General features: G+C 70.7%; 16 protein-coding genes and 1 pseudogene. 11 read left to right on the top strand and 6 right to left on the bottom strand.

The genetic code is table 11. From position 1 onward, the window contains the following. Positions 1 to 231: 231 nt before the first annotated feature. Entirely contained in the window at positions 232 to 930 is a 699-nt protein-coding gene (locus tag J2S22_RS24335; protein WP_272780390.1) for a TetR/AcrR family transcriptional regulator, read from the top strand. A gap of 40 nt (positions 931 to 970) precedes the next feature. Here the strand turns inward: J2S22_RS24335 and J2S22_RS24330 are convergent, their stop codons facing one another. Further along, positions 971 to 1,216, bottom strand: a complete 246-nt coding sequence (locus tag J2S22_RS24330) for a hypothetical protein (protein WP_272780391.1) — start codon at positions 1,214 to 1,216, stop codon at positions 971 to 973. Positions 1,217 to 1,395: 179 nt separating this feature from the next. Between J2S22_RS24330 and J2S22_RS24325 the strand changes: the two are divergent. Beyond that, positions 1,396 to 1,599: pseudogene (locus J2S22_RS24325) on the top strand (VapC toxin family PIN domain ribonuclease); the annotation flags it as partial. A 43-nt stretch (positions 1,600 to 1,642) separates the two neighbouring features. On the opposite strand, the gene J2S22_RS24320 reads toward J2S22_RS24325, so the two are convergent. After that, positions 1,643 to 2,278 carry a glutathione S-transferase family protein gene (locus J2S22_RS24320; RefSeq protein WP_272780402.1) on the bottom strand — a complete coding sequence of 212 codons (636 nt, stop codon included), beginning with the start codon at positions 2,276 to 2,278 and terminating at the stop codon, positions 1,643 to 1,645. A 238-nt stretch (positions 2,279 to 2,516) separates the two neighbouring features. Beyond that, positions 2,517 to 3,788, bottom strand: a complete 1,272-nt coding sequence (locus J2S22_RS24315; RefSeq protein WP_272780392.1) for a glycosyltransferase family 87 protein — start codon at positions 3,786 to 3,788, stop codon at positions 2,517 to 2,519. Positions 3,789 to 4,043: 255 nt separating this feature from the next. On the opposite strand from J2S22_RS24315, the gene J2S22_RS24310 reads away from it, so the two are divergent. The 5 genes from J2S22_RS24310 to J2S22_RS24290 all read left to right on the top strand — a co-directional run bounded on the left by J2S22_RS24310 (position 4,044) and on the right by J2S22_RS24290 (position 8,988). Next, complete coding sequence (locus tag J2S22_RS24310) at positions 4,044 to 5,246, top strand: pyridoxal phosphate-dependent aminotransferase (RefSeq protein WP_272780393.1); 1,203 nt, start codon at positions 4,044 to 4,046, stop codon at positions 5,244 to 5,246. A 204-nt stretch (positions 5,247 to 5,450) separates the two neighbouring features. Further along, on the top strand, positions 5,451 to 5,924 hold the full coding sequence (locus tag J2S22_RS24305) for a DUF992 domain-containing protein (protein ID WP_272780394.1): 474 nt from the start codon (positions 5,451 to 5,453) through the stop codon (positions 5,922 to 5,924). A gap of 287 nt (positions 5,925 to 6,211) precedes the next feature. Further along, positions 6,212 to 8,260, top strand: a complete 2,049-nt coding sequence (locus tag J2S22_RS24300; RefSeq protein ID WP_272780395.1) for an elongation factor G — start codon at positions 6,212 to 6,214, stop codon at positions 8,258 to 8,260. Between the two features lie 74 nt (positions 8,261 to 8,334). Continuing rightward, on the top strand, positions 8,335 to 8,592 hold the full coding sequence (locus J2S22_RS24295; protein WP_272780396.1) for a type II toxin-antitoxin system VapB family antitoxin: 258 nt from the start codon (positions 8,335 to 8,337) through the stop codon (positions 8,590 to 8,592). 126 nt (positions 8,593 to 8,718) lie between these two features. Beyond that, a complete protein-coding gene (locus J2S22_RS24290) occupies positions 8,719 to 8,988 on the top strand; it encodes a PIN domain-containing protein (RefSeq protein WP_272780397.1) in 270 nt (89 codons plus the stop codon). A 23-nt stretch (positions 8,989 to 9,011) separates the two neighbouring features. Here J2S22_RS24290 and J2S22_RS24285 read toward each other — a convergent pair whose 3' ends face one another. Further along, positions 9,012 to 9,560, bottom strand: a complete 549-nt coding sequence (locus J2S22_RS24285; protein ID WP_272780398.1) for a hypothetical protein — start codon at positions 9,558 to 9,560, stop codon at positions 9,012 to 9,014. Positions 9,561 to 9,871: 311 nt separating this feature from the next. Here J2S22_RS24285 and J2S22_RS24280 point away from each other — a divergent pair, with 311 nt between their 5' ends. From J2S22_RS24280 to msrP, 3 genes are all read left to right on the top strand, one after another. Continuing rightward, the gene (locus J2S22_RS24280) at positions 9,872 to 10,711 is read left to right on the top strand and encodes an EAL domain-containing protein (RefSeq protein ID WP_272780399.1); all 840 of its coding nucleotides are present in this window, start codon (positions 9,872 to 9,874) and stop codon (positions 10,709 to 10,711) included. Between the two features lie 320 nt (positions 10,712 to 11,031). Beyond that, positions 11,032 to 12,450 carry a caspase family protein gene (locus tag J2S22_RS24275; RefSeq protein ID WP_272780400.1) on the top strand — a complete coding sequence of 473 codons (1,419 nt, stop codon included), beginning with the start codon at positions 11,032 to 11,034 and terminating at the stop codon, positions 12,448 to 12,450. A gap of 348 nt (positions 12,451 to 12,798) precedes the next feature. Then, the gene (gene msrP / locus J2S22_RS24270; RefSeq protein WP_272780401.1) at positions 12,799 to 13,773 is read left to right on the top strand and encodes a protein-methionine-sulfoxide reductase catalytic subunit MsrP; all 975 of its coding nucleotides are present in this window, start codon (positions 12,799 to 12,801) and stop codon (positions 13,771 to 13,773) included. A 775-nt stretch (positions 13,774 to 14,548) separates the two neighbouring features. On the opposite strand, the gene J2S22_RS24265 is transcribed toward msrP, so the two are convergent. Both J2S22_RS24265 and trxB read right to left on the bottom strand, forming a co-directional pair. Beyond that, complete coding sequence (locus J2S22_RS24265; RefSeq protein WP_272780004.1) at positions 14,549 to 15,442, bottom strand: LysR family transcriptional regulator; 894 nt, start codon at positions 15,440 to 15,442, stop codon at positions 14,549 to 14,551. 175 nt (positions 15,443 to 15,617) lie between these two features. Then, positions 15,618 to 16,583, bottom strand: a complete 966-nt coding sequence (trxB, locus tag J2S22_RS24260) for a thioredoxin-disulfide reductase (protein ID WP_272780003.1) — start codon at positions 16,581 to 16,583, stop codon at positions 15,618 to 15,620. A 250-nt stretch (positions 16,584 to 16,833) separates the two neighbouring features. Here trxB and J2S22_RS24255 point away from each other — a divergent pair, with 250 nt between their 5' ends. Then, positions 16,834 to 17,316, top strand: a complete 483-nt coding sequence (locus tag J2S22_RS24255) for an Lrp/AsnC family transcriptional regulator (RefSeq protein ID WP_272780002.1) — start codon at positions 16,834 to 16,836, stop codon at positions 17,314 to 17,316. Positions 17,317 to 17,493 lie beyond the last annotated feature (177 nt).

Raw genomic sequence — 17,493 nt, 5'->3', positions numbered from 1 at the left:
GGTCGCGGCGTCGAGGTCGTTGCGTCCGTCTCATCCGTCGTCTCCCGGCCGTGGACACGAGGTCCCCGGCGCTAGCGTTTCTTCCCGAGGCGACACCGCGGTTTTCTCCCGCTACAAGGAGAGCGGCGCCTTTATTGAACGCGTTCATTTTTGAACGTGTTCACTTTCGTGTCAAGACGCCAGGCCGCGGCGCGCGCCGCGGCAGGGTTTGTACGGATGTGGACCGGAGCGATGGTGGAGCGCGACACACGAGAGCACGCCCGGCGGGAGCCCGCGTCGGACGACGCGACCGCGGCGCCGCGCGGCAGGCCGGGACGTCGCGAGAAGAACAAGGAGGACAAGCTCCGCCGGATCAAGGACGTGGCGCGCGAGCTGTTCGTCTCGAAGGGCTTCGACGACACCACCATCCGCCAGATCGCGACGCGCGCCGATGTCGGCCTCGGCACCGTCTTCATCTATGCCGCCACCAAGCGCGACCTGCTGTTCCTGATCGCCAACGAGGGGCTCGACGAGGTCGCGAGCACCGCCGCCGCGTCGGTCGACCCGGAGGCCGCACTGATCGACAATCTGCTCGGCGTGTTCGGGCCGCACTACGCCTTCTTCGCGCGGCAGCCCGAGCTGTCGCGGCTCGTCCTGCGCGAGATGGCGTTCTACGACAGCGGCGCGCAGGCGGGCTCGTTCCAGAAGACGCGCGAGGCGCTGATCGAGCTGCTCGGAACGATCGTCCGGCACGCGGCCGAACGCCGGGAGATCGCGACCGACGAGGCGCCGCAGTTCGTCGGGTGGACGATCTTCTGCATCTATCAGGTCGAGCTGCGGCGCTGGCTGTCCGACGGCACCATCGATCTGGAGAGCGGTCTCGACCGGCTGCGCCGCGCCCTGATGCTGCTGATCCGCGGCCTCGGCAGCGGATCGGGGACGACGCGCTGAGGCGCCGCCTTCCGGCCCTCCGCGCATCCGCGCGAAAACGTCACTGCATGCGCGACCGCGTCCGCCGGGCACGGGCCACCACCTTGCGGCAGTGGGCGGCGCTGGCCGAGGAGATGCGGGCGAGCCGGGTGTGGTTCTCGGGCGTGAAGGGGTTCTCGCCCATCACCTTGAAGAACCGCACCAGCGCCTGGTGATAGGCGACGTGCGCGTCGGCGAGCTCGTCGGGCGTGAGCTCGTGCCAGCGCTTCTCGAAAAACGAGCGCCTGTCGAAAACGTTCTTCGGCATCGGACGACGTCTCGGAATGGACAGCGGTGGGCCCTGCGTCGAATCCGGGGAGCCCCGGACCGTCCCATCATTGCCGCGAAACCAATGGGATCGGTTTATTCTGGCGTCGATTACTGATTCAAATTGCGACGCCTCGCGTGAGCTTGCGTTAGGACTGCGGGGGCGCCGGCGGGCGAGGACTCCTGCCCTTCGATACCGAGGCGGCGCGGCGCTGTGCCGATCTCGCCGCGGCGGCGCGGGCGGCCGGACGGGGCGTCCCCACGCCCGACGGCACCATCGCCGCGATCGCCGCCGCGCACGGCTTCGCCGTGGCGTCCGGCGACACGAGCGCCTTCACGGCCGCCGGCCTCACCGTGATCGATCCCCGGACCGCGGCGCGCTGAGCGGCGCGCGGTCGACCGGATCGTGTGCCGTGGATTGCAGGTCCTACCCCGCCGTCTCCAGCGCGCCGGGCACGTCCTCCAGCATCGTGACGTGCCTCGGCTGGGCGGCGACGCGGTCGAGCCAGCGGCGGATGGCCGGGAAGCCGGCGAGGTCGAAGCCCGCCTGGTCGGCGATGTGGGTGTAGGCGTAGAGCGCGATGTCGGCGATGGTGTACCGGTCGGCGGCGAAGAAGCGGTTGGCGTCGAGGTGCTCCTCCATCAGGCCGAGGGCGGCGTAGCCGGCCTCGGTCCAGCCCTCGATCTCGTGCATCTTGAGGTCGCGGCCGCCGCGCACCAGGGTGAGCCAGAAATAGGCCGAGCCGATGCTCGGCTCCATGCTGTTCTGCTCGAAGAACATCCAGCGCAGCGCCTCGGCGCGCTCGAAGCGGTCCTCCGGCGCGAGCGGCGTGCCGCCGGCGATGTACCACAGGATGGCGTTCGACTCGGGCAGCCAGCGCCCCGCCGCGACCTCCAGCAGCGGCACCCGGCCGCTCGGGTTCTTGGCGCGGAACTCGGGGGTGCGGTTCTCGCCCTTCAGCACGTCGATCTCGACGAGCCGATACGGGATGCGCAGCTGCGTCAGCGCGAGACGCACCTTGTAGCAATTCCCCGACCGCCGCATCGAGTAGAGCGTGTACATGCGATCCCGACCGTGGCTCCCGCCGCTGGCTGCCATTCCCGAATCCCGACCGACGCCGTCGCGTCCGAATGTCACGCACGCGAGTCTCGCGCGCCCGAATCTCACGCGCCCGCTTTTCACGCATCCGAGTCTCACGCGTCCGAGTCTCACGCGTCGAAGGCGGGTCGTCGGTCGTCTGCGATTGCGAGGATTGCCGGGCGGTCGCGGCGAGCATTGCATGCTCGAATTGCGACTTCAATTAGGACGCGACCGGCGACCGCAGATGCTCTCGATCGTGGCAGGAAATGGGCGCCGCAGCGACCGCGGCGGCGTTGATGCACTGCCGCACGATCACGATCAGGAGAGCCAGCACCGCGATGGTCCCGACGGGAACGAGCGCGTGCTCGGCGACCGCGCGGGTGAACAGCGGCATCACGAAGACGAACGCCAGGAGTGATTTCTCCCACGCGGCGAATCCGTGGCGCCGGCCGTCCGTGATCAGGAACGCCAGCGCGGGGGCGAGCAGCATCAGGTCGTAGTCGTGGCTGTGCGGGGCGACCAGAAACGCGCCGGCGAGCAGCAGGGCCGAGCGCAGCGCCGGGCGGACGGGCGCCCGCCACGCCCACGCGGTGGCGACGGCGACGGCGAGCGCCACCAGCCCGTGCAGCGCATAGGCGAGCCCGACCGGGCCGCCCCAGAACCGCGTCCAGGCGAACACGCCGTGCAGCTTGTGCCAGCCGGCGGCGCCCTGCTCCAGCACCGTGGTCCGCACCGCGCCGCTCGCCGCCAGGACGGCGCGCCACGGCTCCGGCCCGAGCAGCGCCAGGGTGAGGCCGGCGAGCGCCAGCACGGTCGCGGTCGCGGCGGCCGCGGTCCGCCACCGCCCGCCGGCGACCAGCGCCAGCGGGACCAGCAGGCCGAACTGGGGCTTGTAGACGAGCAGCCCGAGCAGCACCCCGGCCAGGATCGGCCGCCGGTCGAGGATCGCCAGCGCGCCGCCGAACAGCGCGGCGGTGAGGAAGCCGTTCTGCCCGTGCCCGACGGTGACGAACACGGCCGGAAAGGCGAGGACGAGCAGCAGCCACAGCGGGTCGGGCGCCGCGCCATCCTCGGCGCTGCGCAGGATCGCCCGGATCGACAGGACGTAGAGGGCCCCGGTGACGGCGAGCCACAGGCCGAGCGCGACCGGATAGGGCAGCGTCGCGAGCAGGCCGGCGACCAGCAGGAACACCGGCGGATAGAGCCAGCCGTAGAACGGCGTCTCCGGCCCGAAGGTCGCCCGCTGCAGGGCGAACAGCGCGGCGTCGTCGAAGGCGAGCGCCGGGCGGCCCTCCAGCACGAAGCGGCCGGCGGTCCAGAAGCAGGAGAAGTCGGTGGCGAGCGGCCGGCCCTGCCAGTCGGTCCAGCCGTTCGAGGTCGCCGCGACGACGACGGCGGCGACGGCCGAGAAGCCGGCGAGCGCCAGCGCCCACAGCCGCACGCGCTCGCGCGTCAGCCAGTCGCCGCGTCTCAGGGTCTCCCGAAGCGCCATGCCCGCCTCCCGCTCGCCCGCAGCTTACGGCAGGCCGCCTAATGCTTGGTGTGCGGGAGTGCGCCGGCGCGCCTTCGGTCGTCCGGGTCCCCGGCCCGCGCCTCGCGGCGCCCCCCGGGACGTCGGACCGCGGCGCTGGCCGGCCCGCACGGCCACCCGCCCTTGTCGGGCCCGAGCCGCACGAGAACCACTCCGGTCTTGCCCCGCGCCGGCCGGCGCTCTAGGACACTCGGCGCCCGAAGACAGGAGCTTCCCATGGCCTTCCTCGCCGACTCGCTCGCCCGCATCAAGCCGTCCGCGACCATCGCGGTCGCCGACAAGGCGCGCGCCCTCAAAGCGGCGGGCCGCGACGTGATCGGTCTCGGCTCCGGCGAGCCCGACTTCGACACGCCGGACAACATCAAGGACGCCGCCATCAAGGCGATCCGCGACGGCAAGACGAAGTACACGAACGTCGACGGCATTCCCGAGCTGAAGGCCGCGGTGGCGCGCAAGTTCGAGGTCGAGAACGGGCTCACGTACAAGCCCTCGCAGATCTCGGTCGGCACCGGCGGCAAGCAGGTGCTCTACAACGCCTTCATGGCGACGCTGAATCCCGGCGACGAGGTGATCATCCCGGCGCCCTACTGGGTCAGCTATCCGGAGATGGTGCTGCTCGCCGGCGGCACCCCGGTCGAGGTGCCGACCACGCAGGCCTCCGGCTTCAAGCTGACGGCCGAGACACTGGAGCGCGCCATCGGGCCGAAGACCAAGTGGCTGCTCCTCAACTCGCCGTCCAACCCGAGCGGCGCCGCCTACACGCGCGCCGAGCTGAAGGCGCTCACCGACGTGCTGCTGCGCCACCCGCATGTGTGGGTGATGACCGACGACATGTACGAGCACCTCGTCTACGACGACTTCGTGTTCACCACCCCGGCGCAGGTCGAGCCGGGGCTGTTCGACCGCACCCTGACGGTGAACGGCGTGTCCAAGGCCTATTGCATGACCGGCTGGCGCATCGGCTTCGCCGGCGGGCCGGAGCCCCTCATCCAGGCGATGGCGACCATCCAGTCGCAGTCGACCTCCAACCCGAGCTCGATCGCCCAGTGGGCCTCGGTCGAGGCGCTGAACGGGCCGAAGGACTTCATCCCGGCGCACAACAAGGTGTTCAAGGAGCGCCGCGACCTCGTCGTCTCGATGCTCAACCAGGCCAGCGGCATCGACTGCCCGGTGCCGGAGGGCGCCTTCTACGTGTTCCCGTCCTGCGCCGGCACGATCGGCAAGGTGGCGCCGTCGGGCAAGCGCATCGAGACCGACCAGGACTTCGTGACCGAGCTGCTGGAAGCGGAAGGCGTCGCGGTGGTGCAGGGCTCGGCCTTCGGCCACGGCCCCAATTTCCGCATCTCCTACGCCACGGCGACGAGCGCCCTGCAGGCCGCCTGCGAGCGCATCCAGCGATTTTGCGGCAACCTGAAGTGACGGGTAAATAGGGGTTTTTCCTGCCGCCGTGCGGCGAAAAACCCGCGCGACACCTCCTCCGATTCGACCTAAGATGAAGCCTCCCGCACCGCTCGCGGCGCGGGAGGCCGGCGCCGCCGGGCGCCTCCGGGACGGCCCGTGCGGCGCGCTCGAAGGCACCGCGGCCGACCGGGCCGACGGGTCAATCTCAGGGGGAAACACTTCATGCGAAACGTCCTTGCGGGATCGGCGGCGGCCCTCGCGGCCGTCGTGCTGGCCACCGCGGCGCCCGCCCAGGAACGGGTGCAGGCCGGCAGCCTGTCCTGCGACGTGTCCGCCGGCATCGGCCTGGTCGTCGGGTCGCAGCGGCAGGTCTACTGCACCTTCACGCCCTCGCTGAACGGCCCGGTGGAGACCTACACGGGCAGCATCACCCGGGTCGGCCTGGACATCGGCGCCACCGCCGGCGGCGTCATGGTGTGGATGGTCTACTCGCCCACCACCCGTCCGGTCGGCGCGCTCGCCGGCGCCTATGCGGGCGCGAGCGCGGAGGCGTCCTTGGTCGCCGGTCTCGGCGCCAACGTGCTGGTCGGCGGCAACGACCGCAGTGTTGCGCTCCAGCCGGTTTCGGTTCAGGGTCAGGCGGGCGTGAACATCGCCGCCGGCGTCGCCGGCCTCGAGCTCCGGTTCGTCCGCTGATCTGCGCCGATGCCTTTCTCCGTGGCATCGAGCCGTCTTGCCCGCACGTGCCGCCCGGCCGTGCCCGGCTCGTCCGCGGAGGCTCCCGCCAGGCATCGTGACGACCGCACGGTCGTGACGGGGTCTCGCCGGAGCAGACACGCCGGTTCCTCTTGCGGGGCGCCTCCCGCGCCCCCTCTGGATCCGCGAATTCGCCGGGAACGGCACAAGCAGGGCCGGTCCCGTTGTCAGGACATGGCTGCCTCGGCCCCGCGACGGGGTCGAGCCGACCGCGACGGAGGCACGATATGGGAGACAATGGAGGCGGCCCCACAGGCCCACGGTGCATAGCGATCGTCGGACCGTTCCAGAGCGGCAAGACGACGCTCCTGGAGGCGATCCTGGCCCGCACGGGCGCGATCACCCGCCAGGGCACCGTGGACCAGGGGACCACGGTCGGCGACGCCAGCAAGGAGGCGCGCGACCACCGCATGAGCGTCGAGCTCTCGGTCGCCACGACGACCTTCATGGGCGACGCCTACACGTTCGTCGACTGCCCCGGCTCGGTCGAGTTCGTGCACGACATGCGCACCGCGCTGCCGGCCGTCGACGCGGCCATCGTGGTCTGCGAGGCGGACGAGAAGAAGGTGCCGCAGCTCCAGCTCATCCTGCGCGAGCTGGAGGAGCTGAACGTCCCGCACCTCCTGTTCCTCAACAAGATCGACAAGGCCGACACCCGGCTCTCCGACGCGCTGCGCATGCTGCAGCCGGCGTCGCGCGTGCCGCTGCTCCTGCGCCAGATCCCGACCTGGAGCGGCGAGGCCGTCACCGGCTTCGTCGACCTCGCGCTCGAGCGCGCCTTCGTCTACCGCGAGAACCAGCCGTCCGAGATGGTGCCGCTGGAGGGCGACACGCTCGACGCCGAGAAGCAGGCGCGCTTCTCCATGCTGGAGACGCTCGCCGATCACGACGACGCGCTGATGGAGCAGCTGCTCGAGGACATCACGCCGCCGCGCGACCGCGTCTTCGACGATCTGCGCAAGGAGATGCGCGAGCGGCAGGTCTGCCCGATGCTGATGGGCGTGGCGAGCCGCACCAACGGCATCCTGCGCCTGCTCAAGGCGCTGCGCCACGAGGCCCCCGGCCCGGCCCAGACGGCCGAGCGGCTCGGCGTCAAGGCGAACGGCGAGAGCGTCGCCTACGTGATGAAGACCTTCCACACCACGCATGGCGGCAAGCTGTCGATCGCCCGCGTGCTGGCCGGCCAGGTCGGCGACTCGACCGTGCTGCATTCGCCGACCGACGAGGTCGGGCGGGTCGCCGGCGTGTTCAAGATGCTGGGCCAGACCCAGGAGAAGCGCGGCCCGGCGCAGGCGGGCGAGACCGTCGCGCTCGCCAAGCTCGACGGGGCCAGGACCGGCGACACGCTCTCCACCGGCAAGACGCCGCACAAGGCGCTCGTCGCGGTGGCGCCCTCTCCGCCGGTGCTCAACATCGCGGTGGCGGCGAAGGAGCGCAAGGACGACGTCAAGCTCGGCCAGGCGCTGGCCAAGCTGCTCGACGAGGATCCCTCGATCACGGTGATCCAGAACCAGGAGACCCACGAGGTGGTCATCTGGGGCCAGGGCGAGATGCATCTGCGGGTCGCCACCGAGCGGCTCGCCGACCGGTTCGGCGTCGCCATCGAGCGCCACAAGCCGAGCGTCGGCTACCGCGAGACCATCCGCAAGACCGTCACCCAGCGCGGCCGCCACAAGAAGCAGTCGGGCGGCCACGGCCAGTTCGGCGACGTGGTGCTGGAGATCTCGCCGCTGCCGCGCAGCTCGGGCTTCCAGTTCTCCGAGCGCATCACCGGCGGCGTGGTGCCGCGCAACTACATCCCGTCGGTCGAGGAAGGCGTGAAGGACGCCCTCAAGGAGGGGCCGCTCGGCTTCCCGGTGGTCGACATCGCGGTGGCGCTGATCGACGGCTCGTACCACACGGTCGACTCGTCCGACATGGCGTTCCGCACCGCCGGCCGCATCGGCATCAACGAGGCGCTGCCGCAGTGCCAGCCGGTGCTGCTGGAGCCGATCCACGAGGTCGAGATCGTCTGCCCGACCGAGGCGACCGCCAAGATCAACGCGATCCTGTCGGGCCGTCGCGGCCAGATCCTCGGCTTCGACACCCGCGAGGGCTGGCCCGGCTGGGACACGGTGCGGGCCCAGATGCCCGAGTCGGAGATCGGCGACCTGATCATCGAGGTCCGCTCGGCCACCGCCGGCGTCGGCACCTTCACGTTCAAGTTCGACCACATGGCCGAGCTGACCGGCAAGACCGCCGACCAGATCGTCGCCGCCCGGAAGGCGGCGGAGTGAACTGACGGCATTCGACCTCCGGGGGTCGCGGCGCGCCCGCGGCCCCTCCCGGACATCGCCATCCGGAGATCGCGATGAACGAGCTGCCGCACGATATCCTACGGCTCGCCCGGCAGCTCGCCGAGGCTCAGGGCGTGTCCGTGGCGGAAGCGATCCGGCGCGCCGTGGCGGACAGCGCACAGGCGGCCGGACTCGCCGAGACGGGCCCAGCCGGCCGCCGTCGTCGGATGAGCGCCGAGCAGATGCTCGCCGTCGGTCGCGAGATCGCCGCGATGCCGCTGCTCGATTCGCGCACGTCGAAGCAGATCATGGACGATCTCGCATCCCCATGATCGCGGTCGACAGCTCCGCCCTCGTCGCCATTCTCGAAGCCGAGCCCGACGCGGCCGTGTTCGCCGCCGCTCGAACGGGCCGACCGGCTGCTCGTCTCCGCCGTCAACGCCCACGAGACCGCGATCGTGCTGCGGGCCCGTCGCGGGCCGCACGCCGTAGCACGGTTCTGGCGGTTTCTCCGCGTCGAGAACGATTTCGTGATCGTCCCGTTCGACGAGACCCAGCTTCGCGCCGCTGTTGCTGCGTTCGATCGGTTCGGCAAGGGCATCGATCCCGATGCCCGCCTGAACCTCGCCGACTGCGCGGCTTACGCACTGGCGACCACCATGGCCATTCCGTTGCTGTTCGAGGGCGACGACTTCACCCACATGGACGTGGCCCGCGTCGCGTGTTGACGGCGCCTCCGGCGCCGCCCCCCTCAAAGCCCCCAGCGCGGCGGCTTGCGCACGAAGACGAAGCGGTCGTCGGGACGCCAGAGGACGTCCGGGTGGCCGTCGTGGACGTCGAGCCACAGGCCGTCGTCGTCGTGATCGAGCGAGAAGGTCAGCGGCTCCTGGTCGGGCTCGCCGGGCGCCTGCATGGCGAGCACCAGGCGCTCGCCGTGCGGCTGCTCGCGATAGGCGAGGCGCAGCGCCGGGCCGAGCTCGGCCGGCGCGAGGCCGAGCCGCGCCGCCTTGGCGGCGGCCCGGATCTCGCCCCACCGGGCGCCGCGGGGGAAGCCGAGGTCGGCCGGCGACACCACGGCGAGATCGAGCACCCGCTTGCGGTCGCTCCAGCGGACGGACGGGCGGCCGAGCAGCGCGTCGGCGTCGGCGCTGACCTGGATGCCGGCCTCGCCGAGCGCCGCCCGGCAGGCCTCCGCGCCGCGATACCGGCCGACCATCACCGAGCGCCACAGCGGCAGCGTCCGCACCGCGCCGAGATGCAGCCAGCGTCCGACCGGCCCCCAGTTGAGAATGTCCAGCATGCCCCCACCCCGGCCGGTCTCGCCCGGGCGGACCGGTGCCCGCCCCCGCGCGCCCCGGTGAATCGCCCTGCCCGCTGCATCGCCCATGCGGCCGCAAAAGGCAACGCGGCGGGTCCGCGGCGGCGCCGGACGGACCGGCGGGACTTACGGTCTTACCGCGGGTTGTGACGAACTCCTAACCATGACGCCGAACCCCGCCGGGGCGCTACCGAATCTCAAGGACCCGGCCCCGACAGTCGTGGCGACAGCCGACAGAAGATCGACCCCGAGCGACGCCGCGCAGGTCCCGTATGTTCGAGCACATCCGTTCCATGTTGTCGCGCGCCGACGACGAGTGCGGCCCCGACGGCAAGCCCAAGGTGACGCTGCAGAAGGCGCTCGACCGCAAGTGGCTGGAGGTCTGGTATCAGCCCAAGTTCGACCTGCACTCGCGCAGGATGGTGGGGGCCGAGGCGCTGATCCGGGTGCGGCACCCGGAGCTCGGCGTGCTGCCGCCGGGCGTGTTCCTGCCCGGCGCCGCCGACGCGGCGATGCTGGCGATGACCGAGCGGGTGATCGCCGAGGCCCTGCGCGACTGGGAGGACTGCCGGGCGGTCGGCGCGCCCCACCTCAAGCTCGCCGTCAACGTGCCGGCCAACGCCTTCGTGCGGCTGCCGATCGCCCGGATGATCCGCGAGGGCCGCTCGCGCAGCAGGGAGTGGCCGGGCCTCATCCTCGAGGTCACCGAGGACCAGGCGATGAACGATCTCGACGTCGCCAACGAGGTGGCGGCCGAGCTGCGCAGCCAGAACTGCGGCCTCGCCGTGGACGACTTCGGCGCCGGCTACTCGTCGCTCGCGCGGCTGCGCCAGCTGCCCTTCACCGAGCTGAAGATCGACCGCGCCTACGTCACCGACTGCCACACCGACCGCACCAATGCCGGCATGCTGGAGACCATCGTCGAGCTCGCCAAGCGGTTCGACCTGAAGACCGTCGCCGAAGGCATCGAGACGCCGCACGAGAGCCATAAGCTGCAGGGCATCGGCTGCGTGGTCGGCCAGGGCTACCTGTTCGCCCGGCCGATGCCGAAGGACCAGTTCATCGCCACGCTGCAGCGCCACACCGGCGTGCGCGCCCCCGAGCGCCGCCGCTGGAACCCGTTCGCGGCCTGACCGAAGCTGCGCGCCGGTACCCGACGCCGGGGGGCGCTGCGCCGCTGCGGCAGGGGCCGACGCCGGGTTCGGCAGACGGCCTCGGCGCCGAACTCCGCTCGTCCCCGCGAAGGCGGGGACCCAGGGGCGGCCCGACATGTGGCCCTGGATCCCCGCTTGCGCGGGGATGAGCGGACGGTGCGGCGCGGTCTGCGACATCGACGGGCGACCGTCCCGCGCCATCCCGATTGTTTCAATCCGTGTCCGGCTGTTGCAGCCCTGCACTGGCCGCCGTCTGCGACCGGTGGTAGCTGGAGACGACACCCGTTACGAGGTCGGCCATGCGGATCGCTGCTCCAGCCCTGTCGCTCGTGTGCGTGCTCCTGTCCTCGATGGCCGCGCAGGCGGACCGTCGCGTCGCCTTCGTGCTCGGCAACGGCGACTACCGGACCGTGATGCCGCTGCCCAATCCGACCATCGATTCCGCCGCCATGGCGGCGAAGCTGCGCAACATCGGCTTCGAGGTGGTCGAGGGCACGGATCTCACCCGCGAGGGCATGACCGCGAAGCTGATCGAGTTCGGCCGCAAGGCGCAGGGCGCCGACATCGCGGTGTTCTTCTATGCCGGCCACGGCATCGCGGTGAACGGCGTCAACTACCTGCTGCCGGTCGACGCCGACCTGAAGTCCGAGATGGACGTGAAGCTCGGCGCCGCCATCGATGTCGACACCACGCTCGACCAGACGATGGGCGACGCCAAGGTCAAGCTCGTCTTCCTCGACGCCTGCCGTGACAACCCGTTCGCCGAGCGCATCCGCTCGGCGGCCCGCACCCGCAGCGTCACGGTGGGCAACGGGCTGGCCGAGATGAAGTCCGGCGAGGGCACGCTGATCGCCTTCGCGACCGGCCCGGGCCAGACCGCGCTCGACGGCTCGGCCGGCGGCAACAGCCCGTTCACCCGCGCGCTGCTCGAGCACATCGCGACGCCGGGCGTCGAGATCCAGCAGGCGATGACCAAGGTGCGGGCGCAGGTCAACGAGGAGACCCGCAAGCAGCAGCTCCCGTGGGGCCACACCAACCTGATCGGCACCGTCTACCTGAACCCGGCGGCCGACACCGCCTCGGCCTCGACCTCCCCGGGCCCGGCCGTCGCGACGGCCGCGGCGGGCCCGGTCTCGTCCGAGGTGGAGCTGGAGTTCTGGCGGTCGATCCGCGACTCCAACAAGGTCGAGGAGCTCGACGCCTATCTGACCAACTTCCCGAACGGCCAGTTCCGCCCGATCGCGCTGGCCCGCATCGCCTCGCTCAAGGCGGCGCCGCCGAAGCCCGAACGGACGCTGGCGCCCGGCGTCGACCCCGCCGTGCTGACCGCCGAGGCGACCCAGCTCACCGAGGACCGGCTCGGCCTCAAGCAGGCGCAGCGCCGCGACGTGCAGCGCCGGCTGACCGGGCTGGGCTTCGAGGTGACGGCGACCGGCAAGTTCGGCCCGGAGACGCGCGGCGTGATCCGCCGCTGGCAGGCGGCCCGCGGCTATGTCGAGACCGGCTTCCTCAACGCCCCGCAACACAAGGCGCTGCTCGCCGAGGCGCAGCCCGTCGAGGAGCGCCCGACCGTGCGCCAGGCGGCGCCGCGGCCGCGGGTCGAGCAGCCGCCGGCCGGCGAGATGCGGCCGGCCCGGTCGCAGCAGCAGTCGAGCCCGTTCGACGGCGCCGCCGGTGCCTTCATCGGCGGCGTCATCGGCGGCGCCCTGCGGAGGTAAGAGGGGGAACGCCCCTCTCTTCCCTCTCCCCTCGCGGGAGAGGGTGTCTCGGACCGAAGGTCCGAGACAGGGTGAGGGGGCGCCCCTCTCGCTCCGAGTTCGCGGATGGCCCCCTCACCCGCCCGAGCTTCGCTCGGGCACCCTCTCCCGCAAGGGGAGAGGAAGAAGCTGGTGCCGCCCCCTCCCGCATCCGTGACTTGCCGGTGATCCGGGCGGCCCGTAGCTGATGGAGACGACCGCGACGCCGCACCGGCCACGATTCTCGTGGAACCGACGAAACAAGCGCACCGGTTCGGCCGTATCTCCTCGTGAGGTCCCCGCGACCCCGAGAGCCCCCCGGAGTACGCCATGCACGTCATCAAACGTCCCGCCTGGGCCCTGCCCGAGAGTGCCGCCACCCCGGAGGCGTTGGCCTTCGGGATCGACCGCCGCCGCCTCCTCGCCGGGACCGGCGCGATCGCCGCGACGGCGCTGCTCCCCGGCGCCGCGGCGGCGCAGCGCATCGCCGATGCGCCCGACCCGACCGCCTCGCTCTATCCGGCCGGGCGCAACCCGGCCTTCACGCTCGACCGGCCCGTCACCGACGAGCAGGTGAACCTCAACTACAACAACTTCTACGAGTTCGGGTCGTCGAAGTCGGTCGCCCGGGCCGCCCAGGCGCTGAAGCTGCGGCCCTGGACGATCGCCATCGACGGCATGGTGGAGAAGCCGTTCGAGATCGGCATCGACGACCTCCTCAAGCAGGTGTCGCTGGAGGAGCGGCTCTACCGCCACCGCTGCGTCGAGGCGTGGTCGATGGCGATCCCGTGGACCGGCTTCCCGATGGCGCGGCTGGTCGAGATGGCGAAGCCGCTCGGCTCGGCCAAATATGTGCGGATGGAGACGTTCAAGGACCCGAGCGTCGCGCCGGGGCAGCGCCAGACCTGGTATCCGTGGCCCTATGTCGAGGGCCTCACCGTCGCCGAGGCGACCAACGACCTCGCCTTCCTGGTGACGGGCGCCTACGGCAAGCCGGTGGCCAAGCAGATGGGCGCGCCGCTGCGCCTCGCGGTGCCGTGGAAGTACGGCTTCAAGTCGATCAAGTCGATCGTCCGCTTCACCTTCACGGACAAGCAGCCGAAGAGCTACTGGGAGGCCCTGCAGGCGAGCGAGTACGGCTTCTGGGCGAACGTCAACCCGGCCGTCGCCCACCCGCGCTGGAGCCAGGCCTCCGAGCGGGTGCTCGGCACCGACGAGCGCCGCCCCACCCTGCTGTTCAACGGCTACGCCGAGCAGGTGGCGGGCCTCTACGCCGGGATGGAGAAGGAGCGCCTCTGGGCGTGACTCCGGGCGCCGAGATGCGATCGAAGCTACAGCCTCTCGGTGGTCGTCGTCCGCGCAGGCGAGGGCTTCGCATAATCCGTCATTCCGGGGCGCGCCGAAGGCGCGAACCCGGAATCCAGCTCCGAACTCGCCATTCCGGGCTGGATTCCGGGTCCGGCGCTCCGCGCCGGCCCGGAATGACCGGAATAAGCAAAGCCCTCGCGCAGGCGGACGACCCAGTATCCACCGGGCTCCGTTGCTTCGGTCGAGACGTTGCGGCGTACCGGGTGCTCCGCCTTCGCGGAGCACGACGACGGAGAGGCTTCGAACTCGAGTCAGCGCCGATGGGTCCGGGCCCCGGAACGACGGCCCGAAGCGGGTCGGCCCAATAAAAAACGCCGGGTCTCGCGACCCGGCGTAGTTTCGTCGGCAAACGCCGACAACACCTTCCAGAGGGACAGCTGACGGCAAACGGGCAGATGTGGGAGGAAGCCGTCGCCAACAGCTGAGGTCAGCATGTCGGGGGGGCCGCCCCGGTGCAATGGTGGTGACGACATGCCACCATTGCCTAGCCCGCAGGGCTGTTCGCAAGCGAAGAACCGCGGGCGGTTATCGCCCAGAAGACGCGCCCGCGGAGGCGGCCGTCCGTCATGGCCGGGCTTGCTGTCCCGGCCGTCCACGGTCTTCGTCGCCGAACGGGATTGACGACGTGGATGCCGGCACAAGGCCTGTGCCCGGGTCGGCCGAAGGCCGGGCCCGAGTGCCGGCCCCGGTCCGCATCAGCGGGTCGTTGCTCTCAGTAGTTCCAGCGCTGCGCCTTGCTGACCAGGAAGTCGCGGAAGGCCTGCACGCGGGCGACCGACTTCAGCTCCTCCGGATAGACGAAATAGGCGTCGAGCGAGACCGCCTCGTCGTCGCTGAACAGCGTCACCAGACTCTGGTCGTCCTCGAGGATGTAGTCGGGCAACATGGCGATGCCGATGCCGCGCTGGCAGGCGCGCAGCACGCCGGCGATGTTGGTGATGATCAGGTGCGGCGAGCGCAGGTCCTTGCCCTCGCGGCCGGCGGTCAGCAGCCAGCGGGCGCTCTGCAGGTTGATCGGCACCACGGTGCCGCCGAGCACGACGAGGCGGTGCTTGTCGAGGTCCTCGATCGAGCGCGGCGTGCCGAAGCGCTTGAGATACTCCGGCGACGCGTAGGCGTGGTAGTGGACCGAGAACAGCTTGCGCTGGATCAGGTCGGGCTGGGTCGGCTGGCGCAGCCGGATCGCCACGTCGGCCTCGCGCATCGCGAGGTCGAGCTCCTCTTCCGTGGTGATCAGCGTGATGCGGATGTCGGGATAGAGATCCGTGAACTCGCCGAGCCGCGGCGTGAGCCAGTGCACGCCCATGCCGATCGTCGTGGTCACCCGCAGGTCGCCGTGCGGCCGCTCGCGGCTGTCGGTGAGCTTCACCCGCACCGATTCGAGCTTCATGAACACGTCGTGCGCGGTGCGATACAGGAGCTCGCCCTGCTCGGTGAGGATCAGGCCGCGGGCGTGGCGATGAAACAGCGCCACCGCCAGCTCCTGCTCCAGCGCGCTGACCTGGCGCGAGACCGCCGACTGCGACAGCCCGAGCTGCTCGCCCGCATGGGTGAAGCTGCCCGCCTCGGCGGCAGCGTGGAAGACCTTCAGCTTGTCCCAATCCATGTTCGTTCGCGGGCGTCGCCCGTTCCCATCCCGGCCCGCGGTTGCGCGCGAGCACCTGGCCGATCGGGACCGACCGGCGCTTGTCCTTGTCTGGCACGATTCGGGGTCGCGGGCCGTGCCGCCGAGCAACTCCCCGGATCGAAACCGGATGCCATGGTTGAAAAATCCCGACCGGTCATTCGGCGGCTGCGCGCGTCTCGGCATGGGCGGCCAGGAACCGCTCCGCCTCCAGGGCCGCCATGCAGCCCATGCCGGCCGCCGTGACGGCCTGCCGGTAGACGTCGTCGGCGACGTCGCCGGCCGCGAACACGCCCGGCACCGAGGTGGCGGTGGAGAACGGCGCCACCTTGACGTAGCCGGACGGCTTGAGCTCGAGCTGGCCGGCGACCAGCTCGGTCGCCGGGGCGTGGCCGATGGCGACGAAGACGCCGTCGACGGCGCGCTCGGTGATCGCGCCGGTCTGCACGTTGCGCAGCCGGACGCCCGTCACCTTGAGCGGGTCCTCGGTGCCGACGATCTCGTCGATCGCGCTGTTCCAGATCACCTCGATCTTGGGATTCTTGAACAGCCGGTCCTGCAGGATCTTCTCGGACCGGAAGGCGTCGCGCCGGTGCACCACCGTCACCTTGGAGGCGAAGTTGGTGAGGAACAGCGCCTCCTCGACGGCCGAGTTGCCGCCGCCGACCACCACGACCTGCTTGTTTCGGTAGAAGAAACCATCGCAGGTCGCGCAGGCCGACACGCCGTAGCCCTTGAATTTCTCCTCCGACGGAATGCCGAGCCAGCGGGCCTGGGCTCCCGTTGCGACGATCAGAACATCGGCGAAATAGACGTCGCCCGAATCGCAGACGAGCCGGAACGGCCGCTGCTTCAGGTCGACCGCGTTGACGTGGTCGGTGACGATCCGGGTGCCGACATGCTCGGCCTGCTTCTGCATCTGCTCCATGAGCCAGGGGCCCTGGATCGGCTCGGCGAAGCCCGGATAGTTCTCGACGTCGGTCGTGATGGTGAGCTGGCCGCCCGGCTGGATGCCCTGGATCAGCACCGGCTCCAGCATGGCGCGGGCCGCGTAGACGGCCGCCGTGTATCCGGCCGGCCCCGATCCGATGATCACCACGCGGGCATGGGTGGTCTCGGCCATGCAAAGCCTCGTTCTGACGCGTTCGGAGAGCCAGCCGCGACACCGCGGACGGCGGTGTCAATGTAGACATTCCTACGAGGCATGCAAGCCACGCATAACCCCGGAGATGAATATCGGTGAACAACGATGCTCATTTCCGTGAACAACCGGGGGGGCTGCCATACGCAATATTATTTCCGATGGCACATCTCTTGCGATAATGCTGTCGCGAGTCGTGCCCGACGATGCGGCGACGACCCTGGAGAGCCCCGTGCCTTACCGTCTCGATGCGATCGACCACCGAATCCTGAAAGAGCTCCAGGAGGACGGCCGCATGACAAATGTGGAGCTCGCCCGCCGCGTGGGCATCTCGCCGCCGCCCTGCCTGCGGCGCGTGCGGGCGCTGGAGGAGGCCGGCTTCATCACCGGCTACCGGGCCCTGCTCGACGAGAAGCGGCTCGGCTACGAGGTGACGGCCTTCGCCATGGTGCACCTGTCGAGCCAGGCCGAGGCCGACCTCGTCGCCTTCGAGGCCTATGTGCGCTCGAAGCCGCTGGTCCGCGAATGCTGGATGCTGTCGGGCGAGATCGACTTCCTGCTGAAGTGCGTCGCGCCCAACCTGTCGACCTTCCAGGCGCTGGTCGCCGAGTTGACCTCGGCCCCCAACGTGCGCAACGTCAAGACCACGCTGACGCTGCGCAACTCCAAGAACGATCCGATCGTCCCGCTGGAGCTCGACCGCCTCGCCGTGTGAGGCGGGACGACTTCGTTCCGTTCGACGCGGCACGGCCCGACCCTCTCCCCTCGTGGGAGAGGGTGCCGAGCGAAGCGAGGCGGGTGAGGGGGCGTCCCGCGAATTCAGAGTGTGTGGAGCGGGGGCCCCCCCCCCCCGGCGGGGGGCGGGGGGACACCCCCCCCCCCCAACCGCGCT

The sequence above is a fragment of the Rhodoplanes tepidamans genome (assembly GCF_030813915.1).
Lineage (GTDB): Bacteria > Pseudomonadota > Alphaproteobacteria > Rhizobiales > Xanthobacteraceae > Rhodoplanes > Rhodoplanes tepidamans.
This window is presented reverse-complemented; position numbering and strand designations above follow the sequence as displayed.